Annotated in this window: 16 protein-coding genes; 9 read left to right on the forward strand and 7 right to left on the reverse strand. The window is 33.7% G+C overall.

Annotated elements, in window-relative coordinates; translation table 11 throughout:
- The first annotated feature begins 78 nt into the window (after positions 1-78).
- From H4V97_RS05735 to H4V97_RS05765, 6 genes are all read left to right on the forward strand, one after another.
- Positions 79-738 carry a TetR family transcriptional regulator C-terminal domain-containing protein gene (locus H4V97_RS05735; protein ID WP_209549161.1) on the forward strand — a complete coding sequence of 220 codons (660 nt, stop codon included), beginning with the start codon at positions 79-81 and terminating at the stop codon, positions 736-738.
- The gene (locus H4V97_RS05740) at positions 739-2,046 is read left to right on the forward strand and encodes an ABC1 kinase family protein (protein WP_209549162.1); all 1,308 of its coding nucleotides are present in this window, start codon (positions 739-741) and stop codon (positions 2,044-2,046) included. It abuts the gene before it with no gap.
- Positions 2,047-2,193: 147 nt separating this feature from the next.
- Positions 2,194-3,678: a cryptochrome/deoxyribodipyrimidine photo-lyase family protein gene (locus H4V97_RS05750; RefSeq protein ID WP_209549163.1), complete on the forward strand. Its 1,485-nt coding sequence runs from the start codon at positions 2,194-2,196 to the stop codon at positions 3,676-3,678.
- 199 nt (positions 3,679-3,877) lie between these two features.
- On the forward strand, positions 3,878-4,561 hold the full coding sequence (locus H4V97_RS05755) for an SDR family NAD(P)-dependent oxidoreductase (protein ID WP_209549164.1): 684 nt from the start codon (positions 3,878-3,880) through the stop codon (positions 4,559-4,561).
- A 38-nt stretch (positions 4,562-4,599) separates the two neighbouring features.
- A complete protein-coding gene (gene folE, locus H4V97_RS05760; protein WP_196850207.1) occupies positions 4,600-5,214 on the forward strand; it encodes a GTP cyclohydrolase I FolE in 615 nt (204 codons plus the stop codon).
- Positions 5,215-5,249: 35 nt separating this feature from the next.
- Entirely contained in the window at positions 5,250-6,668 is a 1,419-nt protein-coding gene (locus H4V97_RS05765) for an SDR family oxidoreductase (protein ID WP_209549165.1), read from the forward strand.
- A 479-nt stretch (positions 6,669-7,147) separates the two neighbouring features.
- Here the strand turns inward: H4V97_RS05765 and H4V97_RS05770 are convergent, their stop codons facing one another.
- The 7 genes from H4V97_RS05770 to H4V97_RS05800 form a co-directional block, all read right to left on the reverse strand.
- Positions 7,148-8,443: a cryptochrome/photolyase family protein gene (locus tag H4V97_RS05770; protein ID WP_196850205.1), complete on the reverse strand. Its 1,296-nt coding sequence runs from the start codon at positions 8,441-8,443 to the stop codon at positions 7,148-7,150.
- Positions 8,440-8,904, reverse strand: a complete 465-nt coding sequence (locus H4V97_RS05775) for an SRPBCC family protein (protein WP_196850204.1) — start codon at positions 8,902-8,904, stop codon at positions 8,440-8,442. The genes H4V97_RS05770 and H4V97_RS05775 overlap by 4 nt, the downstream gene beginning before the upstream one ends.
- A 167-nt stretch (positions 8,905-9,071) precedes the next feature.
- Positions 9,072-9,512, reverse strand: a complete 441-nt coding sequence (locus tag H4V97_RS05780) for a sterol desaturase family protein (RefSeq protein ID WP_209549166.1) — start codon at positions 9,510-9,512, stop codon at positions 9,072-9,074.
- Positions 9,513-9,540: 28 nt separating this feature from the next.
- On the reverse strand, positions 9,541-10,380 hold the full coding sequence (locus H4V97_RS05785; RefSeq protein WP_196850202.1) for a phytoene/squalene synthase family protein: 840 nt from the start codon (positions 10,378-10,380) through the stop codon (positions 9,541-9,543).
- 2 nt (positions 10,381-10,382) lie between these two features.
- The gene (locus tag H4V97_RS05790) at positions 10,383-11,852 is read right to left on the reverse strand and encodes a phytoene desaturase family protein (protein WP_196850201.1); all 1,470 of its coding nucleotides are present in this window, start codon (positions 11,850-11,852) and stop codon (positions 10,383-10,385) included.
- Between the two features lie 37 nt (positions 11,853-11,889).
- Positions 11,890-12,786 carry a MerR family transcriptional regulator gene (locus H4V97_RS05795; protein WP_196850200.1) on the reverse strand — a complete coding sequence of 299 codons (897 nt, stop codon included), beginning with the start codon at positions 12,784-12,786 and terminating at the stop codon, positions 11,890-11,892.
- 74 nt (positions 12,787-12,860) lie between these two features.
- A complete protein-coding gene (locus H4V97_RS05800; protein ID WP_231385443.1) occupies positions 12,861-13,814 on the reverse strand; it encodes an ion channel in 954 nt (317 codons plus the stop codon).
- 272 nt (positions 13,815-14,086) lie between these two features.
- On the opposite strand from H4V97_RS05800, the gene H4V97_RS05805 reads away from it, so the two are divergent.
- The 3 genes from H4V97_RS05805 to H4V97_RS05815 are packed head-to-tail and all read left to right on the forward strand — an operon-like array spanning position 14,087 to position 15,894.
- A complete protein-coding gene (locus H4V97_RS05805; RefSeq protein ID WP_196850199.1) occupies positions 14,087-14,722 on the forward strand; it encodes a phosphoribosyltransferase in 636 nt (211 codons plus the stop codon).
- 43 nt (positions 14,723-14,765) lie between these two features.
- Entirely contained in the window at positions 14,766-15,443 is a 678-nt protein-coding gene (locus H4V97_RS05810; RefSeq protein WP_196850198.1) for a dienelactone hydrolase family protein, read from the forward strand.
- A 13-nt stretch (positions 15,444-15,456) separates the two neighbouring features.
- A complete protein-coding gene (locus tag H4V97_RS05815) occupies positions 15,457-15,894 on the forward strand; it encodes a VOC family protein (RefSeq protein ID WP_196850197.1) in 438 nt (145 codons plus the stop codon).
- Positions 15,895-15,944 lie beyond the last annotated feature (50 nt).

Consider the following 15,944-nt stretch of genomic DNA (forward strand, 5'->3'; position numbering starts at 1 on the left):
TATTAAATTTTGTTTAACATTAACACAATATGATTAAACATTTTGTACTTTTATACTCTAATTAGAAATTTAATAAAAATGGCTACTAAAAAATCAACAATAACAAAGGACAAAATAGTTTCATTGTACATGAATTATGTGCTTGATAATAGTGAAAAACCTAAATCAGTCTATCATTTTGCCAAAACAAATGGTTTTACTGAAACAGAGTTTTATTCATTTTTTGGAACTATTGAAAGTATAGAAAAAGAAATATTCAAAATGTTTTTGGACAAAACAGTAGAATTACTGAACAAAAATAGTGATTACGAGACTTATGATATGAAAAGTAAAATGCTTAGTTTTTACTTTACTTTTTTCGAATTACTAACTGCTAACAGAAGTTATGTAGTAATGATTTTGAAAGACCAAACTAATCAATTGAAAAAACTTATGCAGCTCTCCGGTCTTAGAACTGGCTTCAAAAAATATGTTTCGGAAATTATAACGGATGAAGAGCGAACACAAATTGAACGTTTTCAAAATTTTCAGGAAAAAGCGATACAAGAGTCTTTGTGGATCCAACTTTTATTGACGATGAAATTTTGGATAGATGATTCATCTCCGGCTTTTGAAAAAACAGATATTTACATTGAAAAATCTGTTAAAGCATCCTTTGAATTGATGAATATCGCACCTATTGATAGCTTAATTGACTTTGGAAAATTTATTTTCAAAGAAAAAATATACAACAAATAAATGAAAACGATAGATTATATCCCAACGACAAAAATTGAAAGGGCCACTAAACTGATGCAAACTGGTGCAAAAGTAGGCGTAAACTATTTGAAATATTATGGTGAAAAAATGGTGAATTCTGATTTGACTCGTGACAAGTTAAATGAAGATAACGCCGAAGATATTTATGACGGTTTAAAAAGCCTGAAAGGAAGTGCCTTGAAAGTTGCCCAAATGCTAAGCATGGACAAAAGTTTTTTACCACAGGCTTATGTAGAGAAATTTTCATTGTCACAATTTTCAGTTCCGCCACTTTCAGCTCCTTTAGTATTAAAAACATTCAAAACTAATTTCGGTAAAACACCTTACGAAATCTTTGATGAATTCAATTCTAATTCTGTCAATGCGGCGAGTATTGGACAAGTTCATTTAGCCGTAAAGAACGGAAAAAAATTAGCTGTAAAAATTCAGTATCCAGGTGTTGCCAATAGCATTTCTTCTGATTTAGCCTTGGTAAAACCAATAGCAATTAGGATGTTTAATCTTCAGGGTAAAGACTCGGATAAATATTTTAAAGAAGTAGAAGATAAATTAATTGAGGAAACTAATTATTTATTGGAACTAGAACAAAGTCAAGAAGTCGTTAAAGCCTGCAAGAAAATTAAAAATTTAGTGTTTCCAGAGTATTACCCGGAGTATTCTTCGGATAAGATTATCACCATGGATTGGATGGAAGGCAGACATTTATCTGAATTCACCAAAACAAACACAGATCAAGCAACTGGCGAAAAAATTGGTCAGGCATTATGGGATTTTTATATGTATCAGATTCATGTTTTGAAAAAAGTTCATGCTGATCCACATCCGGGCAATTTTTTGATCAATGAAAAAAATCAGTTAGTCGCGTTAGATTTTGGATGCATGAAAAAAATTCCAAATGATTTTTACATTCCCTATTTTGAATTAATCAGTAAAAAAGTGATAGATAACAAAAAGTTATTCAATCAAAAACTATTCGAATTAGAAATCCTCAGAACTGATGATTCAAAAGAAGAAATAATCTACTTCACTGAGATGTTTTATGATTTGTTATCGCTATTCACCAAACCTTTTCAAGAAGAAACTTTTGATTTTTCAGACGAAGCCTTTTTTGAAAACATAGCCAAATTAGGAGAACGATTTGCAAAAGATACCAATTTGCGAAAAATGAATGGCAATCGTGGATCGAAACATTTCATTTATATGAATAGAACTTTCTTTGGCTTGTATAATTTGATGTTTGACTTGAAAGCCACAATTGTGGTGAATCAATATAAAAAGTACGAATAGCAAAACAATATAAAAAAGGGAATTTGCCTGAAAAAGAATGTATAGTTTGCAACCGCTATATTACTAAGCGGGAAAAGGGAGAGCGATTGTTACGAAAATAAATAGTGTAGCAAAAAATGCCGAAGAAAAATAAGGTGGAAATCAACAATGAGTACAAATAGAAAACATATAAATATAGTTTGGTTTAAAAGAGACCTCCGTTTGCAAGACAACGAAGCACTGCACAATGCCATACAAACTGGTCAACCTACATTATTGCTATATGTATTTGAAAAATCTTTGAAAAAAGATACCCATTACAGTGAAAGACATTGGAATTTTATTAAGCAGTCGATTGTTGCACTCAATACCCAGTTGGAAAATTCGAATACTAAAATCCTAAGCATCTCATCAGAAGTAGTTGAAACATTTAATATTATTCAAGAAATTTATAAAATTGACACTGTTTTTTCACATCAGGAAACCGGTTTAAAAATCACCTACGAAAGAGATAAAAGTTTTAAACGTTTTTGCAAAAACAATCAAATCAACTGGATTGAAAATACTAACAACGGTATTTTTAGAAAGTTAAAAGACCGCAGCAACTGGGTATCAAAATGGGAAAATTACATGAATGAACCTCAATTTATTTTTGATTCGGGTGAGAAGAACTTCTTAGACCTTGAAGCCATAAATACATTGGAAAATATATTGAAAAAGCAGAATCTTGATACCATTCCTGATACTATTTTTCAAAAAGGAGGTTCAACTATGGCCCATAAATATTTACAGTCATTCTTTGATGATCGGTATTTCAATTACAGCCAAAATATTTCAAAGCCTTTATTATCGCGAAAAAGTTGCAGTAGATTATCTCCTTACATTTCTTGGGGGAATATTTCGAGCAGACAAGTATTGCAAAAAGCGGCCACATTCCGATTGACTTGTTCCAATAAAAAACAAATCGATTCCTTTATTTCGAGACTTACCTGGCAAGCTCATTTCATTCAAAAATTTGAAATGGAAGAAACCATGGAATTTGGCAGTGTGAATAAAGGGTTTCATTCTTTGAAAAAGAAAATAAACGAAAACTATATCATTGCATGGAAAACAGGACAAACGGGATTTCCGTTAATTGATGCATCTATGCGCTGTTTGAACGAAACGGGATATTTGAACTTTAGAATGAGAGCCATGCTGGTTTCTTTCTTTACTCATAATTTGTGGCAACCTTGGCAAGAGGCCTCCCAGCATTTATCAAAAATGTTTTTAGATTTCGAGCCCGGAATTCATTTTCCTCAATTGCAAATGCAAGCAGGTGAAACTGGAGTCAATATGTTACGAATTTACAACCCAATTAAAAACAGTTTGGAGCACGATCCAGAATGCGAGTTTATAAAAAAATGGGTTCCCGAATTAAAAAATTTACCAATACAATTCATTCACGACCCATCAAAAATGACTTTTTTAGATCAAAAATTCCACAATTTTGATATTGGAATTGATTATCCAAAACAAATTGTAAATATAGAACGAACGCGCAAATTTGCTAGTGATTATTTATGGGGAATTAAAAAAAATCCCTTAGCAAAAGAAGAAAGTTTTAGAATTTTAAGTTTACATACCATGGCGGATATTGGCGATAGCGATTAATATAAAATGATAAAAAAAGTTAGTTAACTCCTTTAGATATAGTGCGAATAATAGAAATGGTTTCGGGGAGCGCGTACAAGAAAGAAAAACGAAACATCAAAAATAAAGAACTTCTAGCTAAGGAAGATTTAAATGTTCGAAGCAAAGACAGAGTAACAATAATAAAATTTCTACGATAAAATAGACTAAACAAATAAACATGAAAAACATTGTAATCATTGGCGGAAGCAAAGGAATTGGAAATGCCATTTTGCTGCAGCAATTAGAAACTAATTTGGTTCATAATATAAGTAGAAATTCGCCTGAGGTTTCACATCCTAATTTGATTCATCATTCATTAAATGTTTTACAGGATGAGCTTCCTGAAATTGAAAACATTGATACTTTAATTTATTGTCCTGGCTCCATTAATTTGAAACCGATAGCAAGTTTGAGTATCGATGATTTTAGAAATGATTTTGAAATCAATGTTATTGGAGCCGTAAAAACCATCCAGAAATATTTACCAGTTTTAAAAAAAGGGACTAATCCATCTATTATTTTATTCAGCACCGTTGCAGCAAAACTAGGAATGCCATTTCATGCTAGTATTACTACTGCAAAAGCTGGAGTTGAAGGATTAGTAAAATCGTTGGGAGCAGAATTGGCGTCGGTAGTACGCATCAATGCCATTGCTCCCACGATTACCGAAACGTCACTTTCGGCAAATATTTTAAGGAATGACCGAATGAAAGAAAACATGGTCGAACGTCACCCTATGAAAGGATATTTAAAACCCGAAGAAGTGGCTGAAATGGCAAATTTCCTGATTTCGGAAAAAGCTAAATCAATTTCAGGACAGGTCTTTGAAATGGATTATGGAATTGTAACCTTCAAAATTTAGAAAAAAAACTGATTATTTAAAATTAATAAAAACACAAAATGATATTATCCAAAACAAAAAGCTACGAGAAAATCGAACAATATGATACTGAAGTAACAGCCATATTGGCTGATAATTACAAAACTATCATTGAAAATTTAGGAGAAGATGTCAACCGCGAAGGACTCGAAAAAACACCCGAAAGAGTGGCTAAAGCCATGCAGTATTTGACTCACGGTTATGAACTGGACCCATTGCAAATTTTGAAATCTGCTCTATTTACTGAGGATCATAAACAAATGATTATAGTAAAAGATATAGAAGTATATTCAATGTGTGAACACCATATGTTACCGTTTTTTGGAAAAGCACATGTTGCCTATATTCCAAATGGAAAAATTGTGGGATTAAGCAAAATACCAAGAATTGTGGATGCATTTGCCAGAAGAATGCAAGTACAAGAACGTTTGACAGACCAAATAAAAGATTGTATTCAAGAAGCCTTAAATCCGCTTGGAGTCGCAGTTGTGATTGAAGCACAACATATGTGTATGCAAATGCGTGGGATTCAGAAGCAAAACTCGGTTACTACCACTTCTTCTTTTACAGGAGCATTCGAAAAAGACAAAACAAGAAAAGAGTTTATTAGTCTTGTTTCCAATAAATTAAGCTAACTTTAATAATTCTAATAACAACATACAATCTACCTATGAAAATTCTCTTAACTGGTGCGACAGGATACATTGGAAAACGACTCTTACCCATTTTAATTGGGCAGGGACATCATGTAATTTGTTGCGTGAGAGATAAAAATAGGTTTTATGTTCCAAAAGAATTTGAAAAGAATGTCGAAGTTATTGAAATTGATTTTCTAAAAAAAGAAACTTTATCAATAATCCCAATCGAAATAGATGCAGCCTATTATTTGATGCACTCTATGTCAAGTTCCTCAAATAATTTTGACGAATTAGAAGGTATTTCAGCTAGAAATTTTGTTGAAAGAATCAATCAGACTAATGCAAAACAAGTACTTTATCTTAGCGGTATAGTCAATGATGATTCTTTGTCCAAACATTTGGCTTCCAGAAAAAATGTCGAAAAAATTTTAAACACCGGTACAGTTCCAACAACCACACTTAGAGCCGGAATTATTGTAGGCTCCGGAAGTGCTTCGTTTGAAATAATTAGGGATTTGGTGAATAAACTTCCTATAATGATTGCGCCCAAATGGCTCAATACCAGATGTCAGCCCATTGCAATTCCTGATGTGCTTGAATTTTTGTCTAAATCGTTGCTGAATCCTGTCACTTACAATCAAAGTTTTGACATTGGTGGACCTGATATTCTCACCTATAGAGAAATGTTGTTGGGTTTTGCCAAAGCAAAAAAATTAAAAAGATGGATTTGGACCGTTCCTGTAATGACTCCTAAATTATCTTCCTATTGGTTGTATTTCATCACCTCCACTTCTTTTAAACTCGCCTCCGCTTTAGTAAGCAGCATGAAAGTCGAGGTTATTTGCAAAGACACTCGAATAAATGACTTATTACATGTAAAACCGATGACGTACGAACAAGCGTTGTCAAGAGCTTTAATAAAAGTAGATGAAGATAAAGTAGCGTCAAGCTGGAAAGATTCTCTGGTCAGCGGCAGGTTTAGCAGCAATATTTCCGAATATTTAAAAGTGCCAAAGAAAGACTGTTTTATTGATAGACGTAAAAAAGAAATTGAAAATCGAGAATATACGATTGATAAAATCTGGTCTATTGGTGGAGAATCCGGTTGGTATTATGGAGATTGGCTTTGGGGAATTCGGGGGTTTATTGACAAACTTTTTGGCGGTGTCGGTTCTCGAAGAGGAAGAACAAACCGACATGATATTCATAGCGGTGATGTTTTGGATTTTTGGCGCGTTTTATATGCAAACAAAGAAGAGGGAAAGTTAGTCTTATATGCCGAGATGAAACTCCCCGGACAAGCCTGGCTCGAATTCAAAATTATAAATAATACATTGTATCAAGCCGCCACTTTTAAACCTAAAGGAATTTGGGGAAATTTATATTGGTACTCCGTTTTGCCTTTCCACGGATTTATTTTTAATGGAATGCTGAATAAATTGATAAAGTGATGCTCTCGGTACGCAAATGTCTAAACCATATACGTGTAAGTTCATTTGAGTTAGATTCTTATTCGTATAATTTGTCATTCCGAGGAACGAGGAAACTCACTCGTAACTAATCAAACTTAAGAAAACCCATCCCCGTTGTAGCAATAAAAAAAATTGGTGAAATATTTTGAACCATATAAGAAATGAAAGTTCATTTAAGTTGCGCTTTTTTAGGACTAGACGAATTTGTGATTTTAAGGAATGAGTAATCTCACTTGTAGTTTATTATGCTTAATGAGATTCCTCGTTCCTCGGAATGACAAAACTGAAGCAAAATATTTTCAACCAAATATGAAAATGAAAGTTCATTCACGTTAAACTGGCTAGCATTATATTGTTTATAGTTGTTTTCGAATCAATTAACATTAATAGAGAATTGCAATCTAATTTCGAACTTAAATGAACTTATATCCCTTATATGGTTAATCTATTTTTTTAAATCACTTCAATATTCCAGATTTATAGGTAGCAATGGCTCTGTCTCTTGCGAACGCATGATCTACCATAGGTTCACCATAACCTAAATCAAATTCTTTTATCCACTTCCGAATGTAAATCCCTTTTTCGTCGAATTTTTTAAGTTGGATTTCAGGGTTAAAAACTCTAAAATAAGGCGCTGCGTCACAACCAGTTCCGGCTGCCCACTGCCAGTTTCCAACATTAGAAGACAATTCGTAATCCAATAATTTTTGGGCAAAATAAGCTTCTCCCCATTGCCATTGGACCAGTAAGTGCTTAATTAGAAAACTCGCCACAACCATACGCACTCTATTGTGCATATATCCGGTTTCATTTAATTCTCGCATACCGGCATCCACCATGGGATAACCTGTATTACCAGAACACCAGCGCTTGAAATCTTCTTCGTTGTTGCGCCATTGAATGCCATCATAAGCCGATTTGAAGTTGTGCGTAACCACTTTTGGAAAACTAAAAAGTATTTGCATAAAAAACTCTCTCCAAATCAATTCACTCAAGAAAACGTCATTTTTGTGCACTGCCCAATTAACTAATTTTCGAATGCTAACGGTACCAAAACGCAGATGTGGAGATAGATAAGTTGTTTTATCCAAAGCTGGAAAATCACGTATATCCTGATAATTACCAACGTATTTTAAATTATGAGGTCGCACTTTTATAGTACTTTCTTCAAACCCTATTTCTTCTAAACTAGGGAAAGCAAAATTACTTTTATAGAAATTAGAAAATTTATCTGAAGTTTCATATTCCTGAACCGGAGCAAGTGATTTGTATTTTTCCAGCCATTTATTTTTAAAAGGAGTGTAAACCGTATAAGGCAATCCATCCGCTTTTGTGATTTCTTTTTCTTCGAAAATCACTTGATCTTTGAACAAAAATGAAGCACTGTTATTTGAATTTAATACTTCGCAAATAGCTAAATCTCTTTTGATGGCGTAAGGTTCATAATCTTTATTGAAGAAAACTTCTTTTACATCAAACTCTTGGAGAAGCGATTGCCAAACATCCATTGTTTTTCCTTTTTTTACCAAAAGGGAACTTCCAATTTTTTGTAATTCAGCATTTATATTCGAAAGAGACTCATATATGAAATTCACTCTCGCGTCGTTTTTTGGTAAACTGTCTAAAATGGCCTCATCAAAAATGAATATAGGAACTACGGGATATTTAGAGGTCAAAGCATGGTATAAACCCACATTATCATCCAGTCGCAAATCTCGTCTGAACCAAAATAGCGCTACTTCTTGCTTAATCATTTTTTCGAATTAAACATTTCATCCACTTTAGTTACACGATAAGCAAAAATGGATTTTAATTTATTTTTAACTAGCAGTGTATTCATGATTCGACCCAAGAAGCCAAGTGGTAATCCGTAATGTACCACATCGGTCATTTTGGTTCCGTTTGGTGTTGCTTCAAAGAAATGTTTGTGGTGCCAAAAACTGTAGGGGCCAAATTTTTGCTCGTCAATAAAATAGCTATTTTCTTTAACGCAAGTAATTAGCGTCATCCACGATAATGTAATCCCAAAAAGCGGCGTTACTTTATATTGAATGATTTGACCTGGATACATGGACTTCTGGTCAAAATCAGTGATTTCAAAACCCATTCCTTCCGGTGTGATTTTCTGAAGATTTTTCGGATTGGAAAAGAAAGCCCAACATTCTTCTACAGTTGCATTTACGTGTTGGACAGTTTCTTGTTTGTATATTTTCATGGTTGGTATTTTAGAGATAAATAGTGTCGTATGGATGGGCTCGCGTGAGGGACAGCAGTGGAGCTCTTTTTTGTATCGCCTTTTTTGGCGGTACAAAAAAAGCGGGAACGGATTGCCCGACCCCGCTGTAACGCTAGTGAAAGCGGGGACACGCCCAAACGGAATTACTAGATTTTGTAGTATTTGAATGGTACAAATAGCATTCCGAAACACTCACCGTGTTCCTTGCCTAAATGTTTGTGATGCACTTTGTGCGCTTTACGTAAGCCAATTAAGTACTTGTTATTAGTGTTCTTGAACCACTTGAAACGCTGGTGAATCAATACATCATGAATAGTAAAATAGCAGAAACCATAAAACGTAATTCCTAAACCGATGAAAAATAAATAATTCACGCCACCTTCTACACCAAAGTAAAAAAGGACAATACTTGGCAAGGCAAAAATCACGAAGAAGATGTCATTTCGTTCAAATATATTGGCATACTTAGGCTGATGATGATCCGCATGAAAATACCACATCAAACCATGCATTAAGTATTTATGGGTTAGCCAAGTAACACATTCCATTATCAGGAAAACTCCAAGAAAAATTAAAAAAGAAATCATTATTATTTTTATTTAAATGTAAAAAAATTTAAACCAATTTAAGTTTGTAGGACACGAATGACTTAGCTAGAAGTCCCGCTTTTGTATAATTAGAAACTCGAATTCTTTCGTTACCAATTTCATGACACGGCGTGTTTTCCAACTTTTTCAATAGCTTTTTATAATAAACAAATGCAGTATACACCCCGAATTTAGCTTCGATAGGCAGTTTCAGAATTCCTTGATAAGCCACATCAAAATCTTCCTGAATTTCCTTTATAATCATTTTTTTAGCCTTTTCATCAAATGAATTTAAATCCACTCCAGGAAAATAATTCCTGTTTAAAATCAAATTATCATCCTTCAAATCGCGCAAAAAATTAACTTTCTGAAAAGCGGAACCTAAACGCATTGCTTCCATTTTTAATTCTTCATATCGATGGTCTTTTCCGGCCACAAAAACTTTAAGACACATTAGTCCTACAACATCAGCCGAGCCATAAATATAATCTTCATATTCTGATTTACTGTTATAATCGGATTTGATTAAATCCAATTTCATACTTTTTAAGAAAGCTTGAATCATATCATCCGTAATATTATATTGCTTAACGGTATGCTGAAACGAGTTCAAAATAGGATTTAAACTTATCCCCAAATTAAAGGACTTATAATATTCTTTTTCGAAATCATTAATTAAGCTCTCTTTGTCGTAACCGTGAAATGAATCTACAATTTCGTCTGCAAAACGCACAAAACCATAGATACTGTAAATCGCATCTCGAATACTTGGCGAAAGCATATAAACTGCCAATGAAAATGAAGTACTATAGTTTTTAGTAACTAACTTACTGCATTTGAAAGATACATCATCAAATAATTTTTTCATATTTATTGATCTAAAAATTGCTTGTTTATCAAATCTGAAACTAATTTTCCTGAGATTAATGCTGGAGGCACTCCAGGACCAGGAACGGTCAATTGACCGGTGAAATATAAATTTTTAACCTTTTTACTTTTAAGCTTTGGTCTCAAGAAAGCAGTTTGTAGTAAAGTATTTGCCATTCCGTAGGCATTTCCTTTGTACGAATTGTATTCTGAAACAAAATCATTTTTACAAAAAGATTCTTTAAATATAATGTTATTTTTTATACTTTGTTGCGTTAGAGCCTCAAAACGATCAATTATTTTATCAAAATATTCCTCCCGTAATGCCTCAGTATCTTCGATTCCAGGAGCAAGCGGAATTAGAAAAAATCCAGATTCCATTCCTTCTGGCGCGGCTGTTTTATCAGTCAGCGAAGGGAAATTAGCATAAAACAGAGGCTCTTTTGGCCATTGTGGTTCATCATAAATATCCTTGGCATGCTGATAAAAATCAACATCAAAAAATAAGGCATGATGTGAAACGTTTTCAATTTTTTTATTAAAGCCAACATAAAATAGTAATGAGGAAGGCGCGAAAACCCTGCTTTCCCAATACTTTTCTGAATAGGCTCGGTGTTGCTCATCTAGTAATGTTTCGGTATGATGATAATCCGCTCCACTCAAAATCAGGTCAGAAGTAATCATTTTACCATCTACTACAATCGCCTTTGCCGTTTTATTTTGGACGATTATTTTTTCGATATTTGAATTTGTGTGAAAAGTCACCCCTAATTCTCTGGCTAAACTTTCCATGGCTCGAACTACGTCAAACATTCCTGTTTTTGGATGCCAAGTTCCCAAACCAAAATCGGCGTAATTCATAAAACTATAAAATGATGGTGTGTCTGATGGTTTGGCTCCCAGAAACAATACCGGAAACTCCAAAATTTGAATTAACCGTTCATTTTTAAATTTCTTTCGAACATCTCTACTGATGTTACTAAAAAACTGTCCTACTTTCATAGTAGTTTCTACCGTTACTAATTCTAAAGGCGAAACTCCCGGACGATAAACCAACTCTTTTATGGCAATGTCATAATTACTTTTGGCTTCAGAGATAAATTTATTCAAAATTTTCCCACTTCCTTTTTCAATTGACTCAAAAGTCGCCTCAATTTCTGCTAGATTATCTGCGATGGCAATAAATTCATTGATTCCAAAATAAACGCTATACGCCGGAGACAATTTTATCAGCTCATAATAATCTGTTGTTTTCTTTCCAAAATCAGCAAAAAAACGATCAAAGACATCTGGCATCCAATACCAACTTGGACCCATGTCAAAAGTGAAACCGTCTCTTTTTAACTGTCGAGCTCTACCACCAATGCTACCATTTTTCTCGTAAACCGTAACCTCATGTCCGCTTTGCGCTAAATAGCACGATGCTGCCATAGCTGAAAATCCGGAACCTATAATTGTAATTGTTTTTTTCATTTGTTTAGCAAATATACGAAAAGATTAAACAAAATAACTAAATATGATTTATTAATTCAGTCATCGAAGTGAAAATTGAAATTTTCTCCGAAAGTTCTTCTCTTTTAATAAATTCAACCATTCTGCCAATGTACCATAATTCGTTAGTATCATCTAATAGTTCGACAGTCATTTTTGCAACATATTCATTTACCACATCTTTTTCAGGCTGAACCGTCAAATAAGAAACAAAAACAATAGAATCAAAATGCTTCTTTAAATCTTTCAAATTTTCAATAGGCATACTTTCGCCAAGATAGATTGCTTTATAACCGTGCAATAAAATTTCGTATTGCAAATACATCAAACCCAACTCATGTATTTCATTTAATGGAAGCGAGAGGACAAAAACTTTATCTAATTTAGTTGGTTTTAAAACTTGCAGTTTTTCCGTATTTACCAGCAGTTTTTGTTTTATCAAGTAGCTAATAAAATGCTCGTGCGCGGGGGATATTGTGTCAGACTGCCATAATAATCCCAGTTCGTTCATCAAAGGAATGAAGACTTCATGAAATATTTCTTTAAATGATTTGTCCGCAATTAACCAATTGTAGGTGGTAAAAAATAATTCCTGGTCAAAGTTCATCATTGCCATTTTGAAAGCACTGATTGCGTGACTTTTGGCTGTTTTGCTTGAAATTATTTCGCGAACAAGCGAAGGTATTTTATCCTGAGGATAGGTTGCAATTTTCGAAATCTTGTATCCATAATCATGCAACAAAGTAATATTCAACAGTTTTTGTAAACTGGCCAAATCATATAATCGAATATTGGTATCTGTTCGCATGGGTTGAAGTATGTCATATCTTTTCTCCCAAATTCGTATTGTATGCGCTTTTATTCCTGAAAGGTTTTCAAGATCTTTTATGCTGAATACGTTTTTTACATTGTTCATCGTTTACCTAAATTTAATAAACAAATGTAAAATAAATTTACTTATAAATCTCAAATAACTTAAAAACTATAGTATTATTCCAAAGTGACGCTTTTAAATGCATTTAATTTATCTAAATTCAGAATAGTCTTAGAATTATCATCACTTCTGCCGTACATGGGTTCAAACTTTGCCCCAAATACTATTTCTGCAAAAGTATAGGAAGTACGAGTTGCCACGGTATTACTAAACATATCGTCGAAGGTTTTAATGTAAACAACTATTTCTCCATTCGTGTTACTAAAATCTTCTTTGGAATAACCAAATAGTGGACTGTCTTCTGTAATGGGATGTACTAAAGTCCAACTTAAAGTTAGTGCATTAATTCTCTCCATTTCTAAAGCTAAAGAGTAGAATTTGTTAATTAATTTTCCATCTTCCTCTACGCTCATTCCTAGCGTTACTTTGGCTTCAGCATCGGTGAAATTAGTATTTTTAAAAGGCGTAGTTCGAATCATCAACCCCGTAATTTCTCCATATGGCGCAATCAATGCGTTGTTTGAAAATTTCAAAAAGGCAGTAGGTTTACTAAATCGACCAAAAAATAAACCCGTAGCAATTGCAAAACTCAATAGTCCAAAAAGTGCTTCAGCCGCAGAAAGCGCACTGGTCAAAAAACCGGAAGGACTAATATGCCCGTAACCAACAGTAGTAAAGGTTTGTGCACTAAAAAAATAAGCTTGCCCGAATTTGACCCATTCACTATCATTATTTGCAATTCCATTTAAATGCTCAATTCCGATTCCATAATAAATCGACGCAAAAATAAAATTAATTCCAACATAGAAACTTAAAATAATAAGCATAAATTTCCATGTAGCCATGTCAATCATTGTGTGATACCAACTGATTCGGTGCAAAATATGCATTCCTCGTTTTTCCACATTTGCTGTACCATTTTTGTTCACATAACGACCACCATAACTGTTTGCGTTAGTTCCGAAACCTGTGTTCTTATCCGCTTTTGCTTTAGCATTTATATTTTTCAAAAGAGATTTGTTTTTTATAATTAGTTCATAGTAAAATTAGTTAAAATCTAATTCAAAAGAAAGACGCTTTTTTTTAAAAAAATTAAACCTGATGAGTCATAATATTCACTTTTTTTGAAGCAACCAACATGAAAAACTCCTGAAGATCTTTCCAAACTTAAATTCAATTTTAAATTACAAAAACATTTATAAAAAAACGTAAAAAATAACCAAACTACTTGAAAATCAGTACCTTTATTATACTGATTTTTAATTATATAAAACCTACAGTTATGTATGACGAGATGTTTGAAGATCGAATTGAGGCTGCTGTACTACTTTCAGAGAGGTTAAAAAAATATAAGAATAGCAATGCCATAGTTCTTGCTGTTCCTCGAGGTGGAGTACCCATTGGATTAATAATTGCCAAAAATTTACATCTCCCATTGGATATTGTACTCTCGAAAAAAATAGGGCATCCGTATAATAAAGAATTTGCTGTTGGAGCCGTATCAATGAACTCCATGATTATAGATAAACATCCTGATGTTCATCAAGCGTATATTGATCAGGAAACAATTAGGCTACGAAAACTATTAAAGGAAAAGTACAAACTTTATATGGGCAATCGTGAACCTCTGGATATCCATGGAAAAAACATCATCTTAGTGGATGATGGAATCGCGACAGGAAACACCCTTTTAGTAAGCATAGCAATGTTGCGAAAAAAGAATCCGGCAAAAATTATCGTGGCCGTGCCTGTTGTTCCTTATGATACCGTGACTAAATTCGAAGACAGCGCAGACGAATTTATTTATATTATTGCCTCAAAACAGTTTAGAGGAGTGGGAGGATTTTATCAAGAGTTCACACAAGTAGAAGATGAGGAAGTGATTCAAATGCTACAGCTACCTAAACCCGCAGAATAAAAATGCAACTATTTAATCTCGCTCATTTCAAAATGTACAATTCATGAATAAATTAGAAATAGACATCGCTTTATCTTCTGTGATTTTAAAGGGTGATTTAGTGATTCCAGAAAACACCATAGGATTGGTTATTTTTTCTCACGGAAGTGGCAGCAGCAGGTTTAGTACCCGAAACAGAATGGTCGCTGAATTGATGCAGCAAAATAAAATAGCCACTTTTTTGTTTGATTTACTTACTGAGAAAGAGGACGAAATCTATGAAAACCGCTTTAATATTGATTTACTGACCAGCCGATTGATAGAAACGACCGAATGGCTGATGGAAAACAAAAATGCAAAAGGGTTACCAATAGGATATTTTGGTGCCAGTACCGGCGCGGCATCTGCATTGAGAGCTGCGGCATATTTTAAAGACAGTATAAAAGCGGTGGTATCAAGAGGTGGACGTCCTGACATGGCGATTACAGAATTGCCTTTGGTGACTGCTCCCACCTTATTGATTGTTGGCGGGCTTGACGTTCCGGTTATTGGAATGAACAAAATGGCCTTTGATAAATTAGAATCGGTAAAAGAAATAAAAATTATCCCAGGAGCTACGCATCTTTTTGAAGAACCAGAAAAATTGCAGGAGGTGGCGGACTTAGCCATTAGCTGGTATAAAAGATATTTGAAAAAAAGGACAATTAACAGCGAGTCTAAATTTAAAATAAATAAATATTAAAAAATAGAGAACAATGGCAACAGTAAATCTAGATTTAGTCTTTGATGGAAATTGTAAGGAAGCTTTTGATTTTTACAAATCAGTGTTTGGCGGCGAGTATTCTTATTTTGGAAAATATAAAGACATGCCTTCGCATGACAGTACCCAAATTTCTACTGAAGATGCTGAAAAAATAATGCATATCTCACTACCCATAAGTAAAGAGACCAGCTTGATGGGCAATCACTATATTGAATATTTTGGACGCACAACTGTTTTCGGGAATAATTTTTCGCTTTCCATTAATACCGAAAATAAAGAAGAAGCTGACCGGCTGTACAATACACTTTCAGTTGACGGAACTTTGGGGATGCCGATGGAAGATACTTTTTGGGACGCTTATTTCGGCATGTTCACCGATAAATTTGGCGTGAATTGGATGGTAAGTTTTGAAGAAAATCAGGCGAAATAAATTTACTTGCTTTTTTATTCAAATAATTTTAAAATATATTAAAAAAACTT

Origin of the sequence: Flavobacterium sp. CG_23.5 (genome assembly GCF_017875765.1) — a bacterium.
In the GTDB taxonomy this organism is placed as follows: domain Bacteria; phylum Bacteroidota; class Bacteroidia; order Flavobacteriales; family Flavobacteriaceae; genus Flavobacterium.

Coding starts and splice junctions, on each gene's coding strand:
- H4V97_RS05735 (WP_209549161.1), top strand. CDS start 79: ATGGCTACTAAAAAATCAACAATAACAAAGGACAAAATAGTTTCATTG.
- H4V97_RS05740 (WP_209549162.1), top strand. CDS start 739: ATGAAAACGATAGATTATATCCCAACGACAAAAATTGAAAGGGCCACT.
- H4V97_RS05750 (WP_209549163.1), top strand. CDS start 2,194: ATGAGTACAAATAGAAAACATATAAATATAGTTTGGTTTAAAAGAGAC.
- H4V97_RS05755 (WP_209549164.1), top strand. CDS start 3,878: ATGAAAAACATTGTAATCATTGGCGGAAGCAAAGGAATTGGAAATGCC.
- folE (WP_196850207.1), top strand. CDS start 4,600: ATGATATTATCCAAAACAAAAAGCTACGAGAAAATCGAACAATATGAT.
- H4V97_RS05765 (WP_209549165.1), top strand. CDS start 5,250: ATGAAAATTCTCTTAACTGGTGCGACAGGATACATTGGAAAACGACTC.
- H4V97_RS05770 (WP_196850205.1), bottom strand. CDS start 8,443: ATGATTAAGCAAGAAGTAGCGCTATTTTGGTTCAGACGAGATTTGCGA.
- H4V97_RS05775 (WP_196850204.1), bottom strand. CDS start 8,904: ATGAAAATATACAAACAAGAAACTGTCCAACACGTAAATGCAACTGTA.
- H4V97_RS05780 (WP_209549166.1), bottom strand. CDS start 9,512: ATGATTTCTTTTTTAATTTTTCTTGGAGTTTTCCTGATAATGGAATGT.
- H4V97_RS05785 (WP_196850202.1), bottom strand. CDS start 10,380: ATGAAAAAATTATTTGATGATGTATCTTTCAAATGCAGTAAGTTAGTT.
- H4V97_RS05790 (WP_196850201.1), bottom strand. CDS start 11,852: ATGAAAAAAACAATTACAATTATAGGTTCCGGATTTTCAGCTATGGCA.
- H4V97_RS05795 (WP_196850200.1), bottom strand. CDS start 12,786: ATGAACAATGTAAAAAACGTATTCAGCATAAAAGATCTTGAAAACCTT.
- H4V97_RS05805 (WP_196850199.1), top strand. CDS start 14,087: ATGTATGACGAGATGTTTGAAGATCGAATTGAGGCTGCTGTACTACTT.
- H4V97_RS05810 (WP_196850198.1), top strand. CDS start 14,766: ATGAATAAATTAGAAATAGACATCGCTTTATCTTCTGTGATTTTAAAG.
- H4V97_RS05815 (WP_196850197.1), top strand. CDS start 15,457: ATGGCAACAGTAAATCTAGATTTAGTCTTTGATGGAAATTGTAAGGAA.